Raw genomic sequence first — 13517 nt, forward strand, 5'->3', positions numbered from 1 at the left:
CTCAAACACTCCCTTACGCAAGCACATCAGTATAAAGTTCAGAAAGATCAGGTTCAGGGCATTCCTGCGCGAATGTAACAGCATCAGCGACCCGTTTCTTGATTTCCTTGTCGATATCTTTAAGGGCTGCCTCATCCATGATCTTGGCATCAAGAATTGCTTCCTTAACCTGTTCGATACAATCGCGTTCAGAGCGCATCTTCTGCACTTCTTCCTTAGCGCGGTATTTTGCGGGATCAGACATCGAATGTCCGCGGTAACGATATGTATTCATCTCAAGGATGATTGGCCCCTTGCCCGAACGACAATGCGCTACCGCTTCATCCATCGCAGCACGGACCGCGAGAACATCCATACCGTCTACTTTTTTACCGGGAATACGGAAACTTTCGCCGCGCTTATGAAGTTCCACTTCAGAGCTTGCCCGGCTAACGCTCGTGCCCATCGCATATTGGTTATTTTCGATAATGAAAATCGCAGGAAGGTTCCAAAGTTGAGCCATATTAAAGCTCTCGTAAACCTGACCCTGGTTTGCTGCACCGTCACCAAAGTAGGATACAGAAACGCGATCATTTTTACGGTACTTTGCAGCAAATGCGAGACCAGTTCCAAGTGAAACCTGTGCGCCGACAATACCGTGCCCGCCGTAAAATCCTTTGGCGGGGTCGAACATATGCATTGACCCGCCCTTGCCTTTGGAAACGCCACCAGAACGTCCGGTCAATTCAGCCATCACAGCCTTAGGGTCAGAGCCCGCAACAAGCATGTGCCCGTGTTCACGGTATCCAGTGATAACACTATCACCGTCGCCGAGAGCGGTTTGAATACCAACCACAACGGCTTCTTGCCCGATATAAAGATGGCAGAAACCACCAATAAGCCCCATCCCATATAATTGTCCGGCTTTCTCTTCAAAACGTCGGATCAAAAGCATTTCGCGGTAAAAATCCACCAGCTCACCATTGGATGGTTTGTACAGTGCAGGCTTAACAGCCTTGCGGCGTGGTGCTGTTTTTTTAGCAGGAGTTTTTTTTGTTGTCATAACGGCCTTCCTGAAAAGGTCGCGGGCAAGCGCCCGTGATCACTACATGAAACAATTAAAGTTGCCTATAGATAACGACGATTAATGATTTTTGCAAGGGACTATAAGTGTATGTTTTTTAACAAAAAATAAAGATTAACTTGATTTTGGTTAATCGTAAAAAAATTACTCAATGAAAAGAACAACTTCGTCTTCGTGGATAAAACCAAGTTTTTTTCGAACCTGTTCCTCTAACATATCTGGATCAATGTTATTTGTGTCCAATTGCGCGATCCGCATTTCAAGAAGATGACGTTCAGCAGCAACCTGACGAGCCTCAGATTCAAGTTCTATTTCCTGTGCAGTAAGCGTTTTAAGGGCAGAGAGCGAGTTCTCTCCTTGAAAGGCATGGAAGGCGAAATAAAAGGCAACAAAAAGCCATACCCCTGTCGCCAGAGAGCTCTTCATTCGCGCTGATATTTCAGTAAGTTTCCTCATATAAGAATCATCTCACATGCGAATCACCACTGCAAGTATTTTTTTATTAAAAATCAAAAAAAGCCCAAAAGAATCAAATTCTTAAGGGCTTTTCGAATTAACTAAACGTTAACGTATTATATCGACGTTACTTCAGGATCGATTTTCCTGCATAGCGGGCGCTTGTGCCCAACTCTTCCTCAATACGAATAAGTTGATTATATTTTGCAAGCCGATCAGAACGCGCGAGTGACCCCGTTTTGATTTGCCCGCAGTTTAGCGCAACCGCGAGGTCTGCTATTGTAGCATCCTCGGTTTCACCAGAACGGTGAGACATCACAGAGGAATAGCGTGCACGGTGGGCCATATCAACGGCTTCCATAGTCTCAGAAAGCGTTCCAATCTGATTAACTTTCACAAGAATTGAATTCGCAACACCCTTTTCGATACCATCTGCAAGACGTGCAGGATTTGTTACAAACAGATCATCACCTACAAGCTGACATTTATCACCGATTTTGTCCGTAAGCAGTTTCCAACCATCCCAGTCATCCTCGTCCATACCATCTTCGATCGAGATAATCGGGAACCGGCCAACAAGATCAGCCCAGTATTCAGCCATTTCTTCGCTTGAAAGTGTTTTGCCTTCACCTGCGAGAACATATTTGCCGTCTTTGTAAAACTCGGACGCTGCTGCATCTAACGCGAGGTGAACATCTTCGCCGGCTTTATATCCAGCGCTTTCAATCGCTTCCATGACAAACTCAAGCGCATCAACAGTACCGTTCAGGTTCGGGGCAAAACCACCCTCGTCGCCAACAGCGGTGTTATGGCCTGCGGCATGAAGTTTAGCCTTAAGCTCATGGAAGATTTCAGCCCCAATTCGGATTGCATCGCGGACGCTATCGGCGTTCACAGGCATGATCATAAATTCCTGCACGTCGATTGGGTTGTCTGCGTGTTCGCCGCCGTTGATGATATTCATCATTGGTACCGGAAGAACGTGCGCGTTCGCGCCGCCAATATAGCGATAGAGCGGAACCGCAAGGCTATCGGCTGATGCCTTCGCAAGCGCCATCGAAACACCCAAAATTGCGTTTGCACCCAAACGGCCCTTGTTGTCTGTTCCATCAAGGTCACGCATCGCCTGATCAAGCTCTAATTGGTCTTCGCTATCAAGACCAACGAGCATATCCGCGATTTCGCCGTTTACAGCCTCAACAGCCTTTAAAACACCCTTGCCGCGGTAACGACCACCCCCGTCACGAAGTTCCACAGCCTCATAAGCGCCTGTTGACGCGCCAGATGGCACCGCCGCACGGCCAAAACCACCGTCTTCCAAAATAATATCAACTTCAACAGTTGGATTACCGCGACTGTCCAAAATTTCGCGTGCAAAAACATCGATGATAGTGCTCATGAAAATATCCGATCTTAAATCTGTATATTAGCCCGTGGTTTGTGACCCAAAGTGCCCATCACGGCCATAATGCCTAAGGCAATTGACCATACGAATTGCTGGCTTTGTACAGCGATGCTTGTCGCTTCGCAAGTCTGGAATTCATGGATCAGATATCAGCGTGTTATTCATACTGGTCAAATCAGGACAGTCAGGTAAACTGATAAAAATTCGGGAGGGCAAAATGAAGAAATCACACATTATCGCAGGGCTAATTACGGCAAGTTTAAGCAGCGCCATCGTTGCCCAATCTGACACTCTATCTGAAACGCTATCTGGCGTACACCAGTATCGAAATGCGCATGAAATTCAAATTGTTGATGATTTTAAAAACCTGCTCGCTATCCCAAATGTATCCTCCAATCAGGCTGATATGATCAAGAATGCGGACTGGATAACCGAATATATCGGCAAACGCGGGTTTACAAGCGAGGTCGTGACCGCAGGTCGCGCACCCTATATTATCGCCGAACGCAAAAGTGCAGGCGCAAATAAAACAGTTTTGATCTACGCACATTTTGACGGCCAACCCGTGGAGCCCGCAAACTGGGCCTCTAACCCGTTTGAGCCGATCCTGCGTGATGATACAGTTGAAAACGGCGGTAAAACAATCCCGTGGCAACAGGCGCAAAGCGGCCTCGATCCGAATTGGCGCATTTTCGCGCGCTCCGCCGGGGATGATAAGGCACCGGTGATCGCGCTGATGGCAGCGCTTGACGCCCTAAGCGCGCAAGGCACCCAGCCGAGTGTGAATATCAAACTTATCCTCGACGGCGAGGAAGAAGCCGGAAGCCCTACGCTGGAGGCTATTTTAAAGGAACACGCGAGCAAACTGGACGCAGATATCATGCTATTCTGTGACGGGCCCATGCATCAAAGCCGCCAACGCCAGCTTGTGTTTGGGGTACGGGGTAGCATGACCCTTAATATGACAACCTATGGCCCCAATCGCCCATTACACAGCGGACATTATGGTAACTGGGCCCCTAGTCCCACCGACCGAATGGTTCGGATATTAAATACGCTGAAGGATGAAACAGGCCGAATTATTGTTGATAATTACTGGAATGATGTGCGCCCCATATCAAAGGCCGAACAAATCGCAATTTCAAACATGCCTTCGATTGATGCACAATTAAAGCATGAACTCGCGCTCGGTGAACTGGAAGGCGGCGGCAAGCGCCTTGAAACACTCGTCATGGAGCCCGCGATCATCATTAAGGGCCTTCAAGCAGGCGGTGTGGAGGATAAATCCCGCAACATCATTATTCCAGAGGCAAAGGCATCGCTTAACATGCGCCTAGTGCCTGACCAGACGCCAGCAGGTGTGAAAAGCGCGCTTGAGCAGCATTTCAAAAACCTTGGCTATCATCTCGTTTATGACAATCCTGACTATGATACGCTGAGGGCACATCAAAAGGTTCTCAAACTCGATTGGGTATCAGGTGCCTACCCCGCGTTCCGCACAGCGTTAGATAGCGCAGAGGCCAAGAAGCTGACGCGCATTTTAAATGGCATTGGTGGTGATACGCTCCTGACCCCAACAATGGGGGGAAGCCTTCCGATTTACCTGTTTGAAAACGCGCTCGATATGCCGATCATCATGCTGCCCATCGCCAACCATGATAATAACCAACACGGCAAGGATGAAAACCTCCGCCTCCAGAACCTTTGGGACGCTATCGATATTTATGCCAGCGTACTTTTGGAATATGGGAAATAGTTATGCAGCCATTATTTTGTTTAAAATCAACGTTGCTGACAATCGTGTTTTTATCACAGACCGTTACGGCCGAAGAAGATAAAAAGCACGAGGCCGGAGACACATTCAAAGACTGCGAAGAATGCCCTGAAATGGTCGTTTTACCAGTGCCGGGAACTTTCAATGTAGGTTTTGAAGACTTTGATGAGAAAAAGCGGCGCCGCTTGGTGTCTCGCCCCCAAGAAATTACGATCAATTATCAATTTGCAGTTGGCAAGTTCGAGCTTTTGGCAAGCGAATATGACCTTTGTGCCCGCGAAGGAGCATGTAGGCCTGAAGCTAGCCATAGTATTAACACCCCAAAAACAAACAAATACCCTGTAGTAGGCCTTAGTGGAAATGACGCAAAAGACTATGTGGCGTGGTTATCTAAGAAAACGGGGAAACCATATCGATTACTGTCAGCGACAGAATGGGAATTTGCGGCAAAAGGAAAAACAACAACAAAATATTGGTGGGGTGACGATTACATCCCCAACATGGCTATTTGCAATGATTGCACCGATTTACAACTTCTTGCCGAGGAAGGGGTTGGAATAACTAAGTCATTCACCATCAACCGATCATCTTCCAAATCAATTGCAAGTGAATTTGTCCCTTATACAACAGCAGGCCTCCAAGAGTTAGTTAAGCCAAATTTGTTTGGTTTGTATTTTATGTACGGAAATGCACAGGAGATAGTAGAGGATTGTTTTGAATGGCCAGTACCTGCTTTACCCACAGATGGCTCTGCTTATCAAGCTGACCCTGATTGCGTAGCGGTAATCACTAAAGGGCAAAGTTTTATGACCTTAAAAAACAGAATCAACCCTACTGCTGTTGGGCCAACTAATAAAGTTAGCAGAAACAAAGATGCAATAGATCAAGGGACACGTATCGCCCTGACAATTTCACAGTAGGGAAACTGTTATTCTCAACTTGGTTGGGATTAACCGCTTAATCTAACGTTATCTTTAAACCAATCGGCTCTGTTCAAGCGCTGCTTTAACAAAGCTTGCGAAAAGTGGATGTGGATCAAACGGTTTTGATTTAAGCTCTGGATGGAACTGAACACCAATATACCACGGATGATCCGGCAGTTCGATAATCTCTGGTAATTCGCCGTCTGGTGACATGCCCGAGAACACAACCCCTGCTTCCTCAAGCTGCTTCACATAGCCGATGTTTACTTCATAGCGATGACGGTGGCGCTCAGAAATTTCTGTGGCGCCGTAAATTTCAGCAACTTTCGATCCTTCCTTCAACACCGCTGGGTATGCACCAAGGCGCATGGTGCCACCAAGGTCGGTTTCCGATGTTCGCTGCTCTACGCTACCGTCTTCTTTAATCCATTCGGTGATCAGACCAACAACAGGGTCATCCATATTTTCATCAAATTCTGACGAGCCTGCGGCTTCTACACCCGCCATATTACGGGCTGCCTCTAGCGTTGCCATCTGCATACCAAGGCAAATCCCGAAATACGGTATTTTATTTTCACGGGCAAAGCGCGCAGCCGCGATCTTTCCTTCCGTGCCGCGCTTGCCAAAGCCACCGGGTACGAGGATCGCGTGAATACCCTCTAGGCGATCAATCGCATCTTCTTCTTCGAAAATTTCAGATTCGATCCACTCCACATTCACCTTCACACGGTTTGCGATACCGCCGTGGGTGATGGCCTCATTGAGTGACTTGTAGGCGTCCAACAGGCCAGTATATTTACCGACAACCGCAATATTTACTTCACCCTCAGGGTTCTTCACGCGGTCTACGATATCTTCCCAGCGTTCAAGATTCGGGTGCTCTGAGTGCGCGAGGCCAAAGGCCTTAAGAACCTCAGTATCCAATCCTTCCTTATGGTAGGAAATCGGCACTTCGTATATTGTTTTTACGTCCAGTGCCGGGATAACCGCGGTTTCAGACACGTTACAGAATAGGGACATCTTACGGCGTTCGCTATCCGGAATTGGATGCTCTGCGCGGCATACCAGAATATCTGGCTGAATACCGATGGAGCGCAGTTCCTTCACACTATGCTGTGTTGGTTTTGTCTTAAGCTCACCAGCGGCCGCCAAAAATGGTACGAGTGTTAAGTGAACAAAGATCGAGTTTCCACGCCCAAGCTGAATCGATAATTGACGAATAGCTTCCATAAAGGGCATCGCTTCGATATCACCCGCGGTTCCGCCAATTTCACAGAGCATAAAATCAATACCGTCTTGTTCAGCGAGTGCAAAATCCTTAATGGCATCTGTTACGTGCGGGATCACCTGCACGGTTCCGCCCAGATATTCACCGCGGCGTTCCTTGCGGATAATCTGCTGGTAAATACGGCCTGATGTGATGTTGTCGCTTTGGCGGCCCGGCACGCCTGTGAAACGCTCGTAATGACCAAGATCAAGGTCGGTTTCAGCACCGTCATCGGTTACGAACACTTCGCCGTGCTGATAAGGGCTCATGGTACCCGGGTCGACATTCAAATATGGATCAAGTTTGCGCAAACGAACAGAATAACCACGTGCTTGCAACAAGGCCCCCAGTGACGCCGAGAGAAGCCCCTTACCAAGTGAACTCACCACACCACCAGTAATGAAAATATAACGCGTCATAAATCCTCACACATTTGCATCAACCATACAAACCGCTTTTACAAGCGTCCGAACAATCAAAAACTATCAATAACAGCCTGCTATCAAAGCGGCCTTAAAACTACAATAATATTGGCAGACAGAGAAACGGGGGCGCCTGGCCCCCGTTTGGAATTTCGTCTAACCGTCTTCTGGTATGGTAGGAAGCTGAGGAAGTTGGCTACCACCCTCTTCCGCCTCTTGCTGAAGCGCTTCCTCAATCAATCCCCGGTCTGTCTGACGGTTCGCAGCGAACCAGCCTAGAAGCAAACAGGTTGATAGGAAGACAATCGCCAACCATTTTGTTGATTTGGTTAAAAGGTTGCCAGCACCGCGTGCTGTCATCATACCAGTTGGGCCACCACCGATGCCAAGTGCACCGCCTTCGGAACTCTGTAGAAGAATAACCGCAACCATCGCAACCGTTACGATAAGTAGAATTGTCAATAATACAGTTTCCATCGGATAACCTTTAAATCCATAATACCCTGACAAGCATTATACATAACACTTGCCAATTTTCCTAAAGCGCGGTTTCTAGCCTAAGACGGGGCAGTTTGCCAAGTAGAAAATCATCCACATGAGCGATTTCTATATTTTCCCCAACAAACTAAGAGTAAATCCCTGACCAATCTCTGACTATTATCCGGCTATTCTCTGGCAATTCTCCGGCAAACCTCTAACGGTAAGCGTCGATGATCCCATTAAAATCAGTGGCCTTCAGACTTGCGCCGCCCACGAGCGCACCGTTTACATTATCGGCTGCCATTAATTCCTTCGCGTTCGTGGGCTTTACAGAACCGCCGTAAAGAATAGCAAAACCATTTCCAACACCATCACCGAAACGCTCCACCAACGCAGCACGGATTGCCGTATGAACCTCTGCCACATCGTCAACGGTCGGCGTTAAGCCAGTACCAATCGCCCAAACTGGCTCGTAAGCGATTATTGTATTCTCAGGTGTTGCGCTTTCCGGCACTGAATTCGCGAGTTGGTCAGCAACCACGACCTTGAGGGTGTCGCCTGCCTTGCGCTCTGCCTCGGTTTCACCAACACAGATGATCGCCGTCAGGTTTTCTGTGAGCACCGCCTCGGCCTTGTTGTTCACAAGATCGCTGGTTTCACCGTGATCTGCGCGGCGCTCTGAGTGACCAACAATGATATAGCCCGCGCCGAGGTCAGCAACCATGTTTGCAGCAATATCACCTGTATGCGCGCCCGATGTGTTTGTATGGCAATCCTGCGCACCAATATTGACGAGGCTACCGTCAGCGACGCCAACAAAACGGTCGACCAATGTGGCTGGTGGGCAAATCAAGACATCACAATCCGCTTTATCACCATCATTCACCATCTGAATGAGTGCTTCCAGTTCACTAACGCTAGATTTCACGCCATTCATTTTCCAGTTACCTGCCACAAGTGATCTAGGAGCCATCAAAACTATCCTTATTAGATTGAACAATATAATGGCCTGACATAGCGCTTTTTATCCCTGTTGCTCAAGCCTAAAATAATACCCATAGGCGAACCGATATTTTCAAGGATTGACCCAGCGGTATCAATCATTATGATGCGCCGAAATAACACGTGTATTGAATGCACGTTATATAATGAAAACAAGTGGGCTAAAGAGTTCAGTAAAACCAACCTCTTTTTCCCTGTACGATAAACGGTAAGGACGTACGAACATGCTGTTAAAATTCCGCGGAGGACTTAATTCGCTTCCTGTAACAATCCTTTTAGGACTTTTGATTGCAGCATTTGCAATATTCGGTGTCGGGCCCGGCATTTTAACAGGTTCAAATACTGTCATTGCAACAGTTGGTGAAACCGACATTCCAAACGTTCGGTATTTCAGCCGTGTTCAACAGGAAGCACAGCAGGCGCAGCTTCAGCTTCAGGGGGCCAATCTTCCGCAGGATGAAATTATCCGCCTTCTGAATATCGACCAACGTGTTCTCCAGCAAATGATTGCAGAAGCAACGGTTGAGGAACACATGCGTGAACTTGGCCTTCGTGCTACCGACGAGCAAATCGTTGAAGCCATCCGTGATGTGGATGCCTTCAAGCTTGCTGGTTCATTAAGCGCATCAAATATCGAACTTGCACTTCAGAATAACAATTTGAACCGTGACGATCTTGAAGAGCTTCTAAGCAAAGGCGTTACCCAACAACAGCTATTCGGCGCCATGCGTGAAACCAAGCCCATTTCGCGCGTTCTTGCTAACGAGCTTTATACCTATCAGGCTGAAAGACGTTGGGCGACCCTGATTACCTTCAAAGCCAGCGATATTACAGAGATAACACCAGCCACTGATGAGCAGTTGATGGAAAGCTATGAAGCAACCAAAACAAATTATATGACGAATGAACTGCGCACATATAATTATTTGGTTGTAACACCCGACCTTTTCCTCGACCAGGTTGAGGTGACTGAGGATGATATCCTAGCGCTATATGACGAGCGCGCGGATGAATATGTAATCCCGGAAAAACGAACTGTTCAACAGGTAAACTTCCCTTCAGAAGAAGCTGCACAAGCTTTCATTGATAGTTTAACAGCGGAAACAGACTTTGCAGCCCGTGGTGCCGCATCCAGTGACTTTACAGAAGCTGAGATTAATCTAGGTGAGCAATCTTTACGCAATCTGGAAGTGGACTTTAATGACGCTACCGCACAGGCAGTGTTTGGACTAGAGAATGATGGCATAACTATTCCGCTTGAAGCGCTAGGCCGGTGGAATGTGTTTAAGGTTACCAACATTACAGAAGGCAACACAACACCACTTGAAAGCGTTCGCGAAGCATTGGAAACAGACGCGAAACGCGAAAAAGCGATTGACCTCGTCTATGATTTTATGCCTGACCTCGAAGACGCACTGGCGTCAGCCGCAACAATTCAAGAAGCGATTAACACGCCACTAATCAAAGAACGCAATCTACCCCTAACGGTCGCGAGTGTTACGGGTGTTGATCAGCGCGGCCTTGGACGCGGCGGTGAACGTTTGATCACGCAATCAGACGAGTTCCGTATCAACGCAACAATCTTTAATGAAGAAGCGGATATCGGGCGTATTTCAGACACCAACGACCTTGATGCTTCAAACCGTGACCGTGGTGCCTTTTGGACAGAAGTTGTTACTGTTGCTGAACCAGAGCAAAAACCGTTTGAGGAAGTTAAAGCGGACGTGCGCAGCGCATGGGACGCCCAACAGAAACAAACAAAAGCAGGCGAACTGGCAGACAATGCTATCGAGCGCATCAAGGCTGGTGAGGACGCTGAAACTGTAGCAGCGGACCTGAACGGGACTTCGCTTGAAGCGAAGAGTGTATCGCGTACCAACGATCCAAATAGCTTATCAGGTCTAGCCGCAAACATCAGAGGAATGATTTTTGATCTTAATCTGAATGCCGTTGAAACAGACCGCTCTGCTGATGGTGATGGCTATGTTGTTGTTCGCGTTGACCGCATCAATCCGGGCCAACCAGCGGATAACGCCACCGCTGTGAACACATTATACAGTGAAATTCAAGATCAGTTTGAAACTGAAATATTCCTTCAGTATGAGCGCTATCTTCGTGAAAAATATACGATTGATGTTAACGACCAACTCCGTCGCATTCAATTCCGCAATGAAAGCGCTCAATAATCGCTAATGAGTTAAGAGTTATCAAAGGGCAAAGCCAGTGACCGACCAAGTTGATATATCCAGCCTTAAAAAACAATATGAGGCTGGAAAACCTTCTGTTTACGCTGAAACCCTCGTTGCTGACTTGGATACTCCGGTATCTGCCTATCTAAAACTTACAAATGGTGAAAACTATTGCTGTTTGCTTGAATCCGTCGAAGGTGGGGATACAAGGGGAAGATACTCTATCATCGGCCTAAGACCCGATTTGATCTGGCGTGCAAACGGCGAAAAAGCAGAGATATGCAGGCAAATTATTGATGGCGTTCCTACTCAATTTATTGAAGAGGATACAGCGCCGCTTGATGGCCTGCGTAAGCTCACAGAAGAAAGCTTGATTGATATCCCCCATCCGCTTCCTCCTATGGCAGCTGGGCTGGTTGGGTATATGGGATATGATATGGTTCGGCAAATGGAGCCCTTAGGTCCCGCGAAAGAGGACGAACTGGATTTACCCACTGGTCTCTTTATTCGCCCAACCATAATGGCTATTTTTGATAGTGTAACCAACCTGATCACACTGGTTACCCCTATTCGCCCCATGGCTGGAATAGACGCAGATACAGCGATAAATGCCGCCAACAATCGCATTTCAACAATGCTTGAGCGGCTGGATGCACCGCTACCGCTTCGGGGCGGAGAAATCCCCTCTACGGTACCGGAGCCAGAAACTAATACTGGCAGACCACGTTTTTTTGACATGATCAAGAAAGCCAAAGATTATATATTGGCGGGTGATATTTTTCAGGTCGTCCTCAGCCAGCGGTTTTCAATGCCATTTACGCTTCCTGCGTTTTCACTTTATCGTGCATTAAGGCGAACAAATCCGTCTCCTTATATGTACCATCTTAAATTCAACGATTTTGCCGTCGTTGGCTCTAGCCCAGAAATTCTGGTGCGGCTAAGGGATGATGAAATTACTATTCGCCCCATTGCAGGAACACGTAAACGCGGTGCAACACCAGAAGAAGATGCTGCATTAGAGGCAGACCTTCTTGCTGACCAGAAAGAACTTTCCGAGCACCTTATGCTTCTTGACCTCGGACGCAATGATGTTGGCCGTGTCGCGGAAGCCGGAACCGTTAAAGTTACTGCACGCAATATTGTCGAATATTATTCGCATGTTATGCATATTGTCTCAAACGTTACAGGTAAACGCGCCGAGGATAAGGATGCTATCGATGCCTTATCCGCAGGTTTTCCAGCGGGGACCGTTTCCGGTGCGCCCAAGGTACGAGCCATGGAAATCATCGACGAGCTAGAAGTGTCAGCACGCGGCATTTACGCGGGCAGCGTCGGCTATTTTAGCGCCAACGGTTCTATGGATAGTGCTATTGTTCTCAGAACCGCGATCGTCAAAGACAATATGATGTACGTACAAGCAGGTGCAGGGATTGTGGCAGACAGTGTTCCAGAAATGGAATACCAAGAATGCGAGAACAAGGCTCGTGCGCTCGTCAACGCAGCCCAAGAAGCCGTTCGGTTCGCGAGATCAAACAGAGGTTAACTGATACCCTCTAAATAGGTGATTTCAATTTCAGTCGAAATCAAACGTTCGACCAACCATACCTTCTGAAAGTTTCCACAGTTTTTCTGCGGCGGCTTCATCTTGGATATGCGGTAGCATGCCTGTCATAGACCTACGATCTTCAACAATTTGAGCGAGGCTACAGTCTTCCAGATACGCACCGCCACTATCAATTAGGTCTTCAGTTGTCGCGGCCCATACAGCAGTTGCAGCACCCCCCGCCGGTGTTTTAAAGCCCTTGCGGGGATTTCCATCCTCGTCAAACCAGCCCATGGCATTCATCTCGTCAAATGTTAGGTCTTTTTGCAGGTTTGTCATAATGCCCCCGGGATGCACCGAATATGCAGCACCACCATGTTTCTTTAGTTTCTTATCCAGGGATAAGGCAAAGAGGGCATTTGCAGTTTTTGATTGTCCGTATGCTAACCATTTATCATAGTCTCGCTCATTGAAATGAATATCTTCAAATACAATTGGTGAAATACGGTGCGCGATTGAACTGAGGGCAACAACAATCGGTTTTTCACTTTTCAACAATGCTGATGACAGTAAACCTGTCATTAAAAAGTGCCCCAGATGATTGGTTGCAAACTGTCCTTCAAAGCCTTCTTTCATTCGCACCAACGGGCCCGCCATTATCCCTGCATTATTGATGATGATATCAATTTTATCAAAGCGCTTAAGGCAATCGTCTGCAAAGTTTTTTATGCTTTCAAAATCACTTAGGTCCATATCCATTAGATGAATTGAGCTATCAGGATACAATTCAGAAATAAGGGTGATAACACCCTTCCCTTTTTGGGCATCCCGGACAGGCATTATGATTTCGGCGCCGACACTTACCAGTGCCTTCACTGTTTCGACACCAAGGCCAGAGGAACCGCCCGTGACCAAAGCTGTTTTACCCGTTAAATCCAAGCCTTCAACGACATCAAGTGCGACACTTGCATGACCAAAAGTTTGCGACATCAA

At 47.5% G+C, this 13517-nt stretch carries 11 protein-coding genes; 4 read left to right on the top strand and 7 right to left on the bottom strand.

The genetic code is table 11. The annotated features are described in order from the left end of the window. Positions 1-13 precede the first annotated feature (13 nt). The 3 genes from pdhA to eno all read right to left on the bottom strand — a co-directional run bounded on the left by pdhA (position 14) and on the right by eno (position 2918). Positions 14-1042, bottom strand: coding sequence for a pyruvate dehydrogenase (acetyl-transferring) E1 component subunit alpha (gene pdhA, locus KFF44_RS09300; RefSeq protein ID WP_255933609.1), 1029 nt, complete (start codon positions 1040-1042; stop codon positions 14-16). A gap of 165 nt (positions 1043-1207) precedes the next feature. Then, positions 1208-1489, bottom strand: coding sequence for a septum formation initiator family protein (locus KFF44_RS09305; protein WP_255933610.1), 282 nt, complete (start codon positions 1487-1489; stop codon positions 1208-1210). Between the two features lie 157 nt (positions 1490-1646). Beyond that, positions 1647-2918, bottom strand: a complete 1272-nt coding sequence (gene eno, locus KFF44_RS09310; RefSeq protein ID WP_255933611.1) for a phosphopyruvate hydratase — start codon at positions 2916-2918, stop codon at positions 1647-1649. A 223-nt stretch (positions 2919-3141) separates the two neighbouring features. Between eno and KFF44_RS09315 the strand changes: the two genes are divergently transcribed. Then, a complete protein-coding gene (locus KFF44_RS09315) occupies positions 3142-4680 on the top strand; it encodes a M20/M25/M40 family metallo-hydrolase (RefSeq protein WP_255933612.1) in 1539 nt (512 codons plus the stop codon). A 2-nt stretch (positions 4681-4682) separates the two neighbouring features. Beyond that, positions 4683-5618, top strand: coding sequence for a formylglycine-generating enzyme family protein (locus tag KFF44_RS09320; protein ID WP_255933614.1), 936 nt, complete (start codon positions 4683-4685; stop codon positions 5616-5618). A gap of 54 nt (positions 5619-5672) precedes the next feature. Here KFF44_RS09320 and KFF44_RS09325 read toward each other — a convergent pair whose 3' ends face one another. From KFF44_RS09325 to tpiA, 3 genes are all read right to left on the bottom strand, one after another. After that, a complete protein-coding gene (locus KFF44_RS09325) occupies positions 5673-7307 on the bottom strand; it encodes a CTP synthase (protein ID WP_255933617.1) in 1635 nt (544 codons plus the stop codon). Between the two features lie 159 nt (positions 7308-7466). Beyond that, positions 7467-7787: a preprotein translocase subunit SecG gene (gene secG / locus KFF44_RS09330; RefSeq protein ID WP_255933619.1), complete on the bottom strand. Its 321-nt coding sequence runs from the start codon at positions 7785-7787 to the stop codon at positions 7467-7469. Positions 7788-8004: 217 nt separating this feature from the next. Continuing rightward, positions 8005-8763 carry a triose-phosphate isomerase gene (tpiA, locus tag KFF44_RS09335; RefSeq protein ID WP_255933622.1) on the bottom strand — a complete coding sequence of 253 codons (759 nt, stop codon included), beginning with the start codon at positions 8761-8763 and terminating at the stop codon, positions 8005-8007. A gap of 253 nt (positions 8764-9016) precedes the next feature. On the opposite strand from tpiA, the gene KFF44_RS09340 reads away from it, so the two are divergent. Next, positions 9017-10978 carry a SurA N-terminal domain-containing protein gene (locus KFF44_RS09340; protein ID WP_255933625.1) on the top strand — a complete coding sequence of 654 codons (1962 nt, stop codon included), beginning with the start codon at positions 9017-9019 and terminating at the stop codon, positions 10976-10978. A 37-nt stretch (positions 10979-11015) separates the two neighbouring features. Further along, positions 11016-12524: an anthranilate synthase component I gene (gene trpE, locus KFF44_RS09345; protein WP_255933628.1), complete on the top strand. Its 1509-nt coding sequence runs from the start codon at positions 11016-11018 to the stop codon at positions 12522-12524. Positions 12525-12554: 30 nt separating this feature from the next. Here the strand turns inward: trpE and KFF44_RS09350 are convergent, their stop codons facing one another. Continuing rightward, the gene (locus KFF44_RS09350) at positions 12555-13514 is read right to left on the bottom strand and encodes an SDR family NAD(P)-dependent oxidoreductase (protein WP_255933635.1); all 960 of its coding nucleotides are present in this window, start codon (positions 13512-13514) and stop codon (positions 12555-12557) included. Positions 13515-13517 lie beyond the last annotated feature (3 nt).

The organism is Kordiimonas sp. SCSIO 12610 (genome assembly GCF_024398015.1).
Classification (GTDB): Bacteria; Pseudomonadota; Alphaproteobacteria; order Sphingomonadales; family Kordiimonadaceae; genus CANLMI01.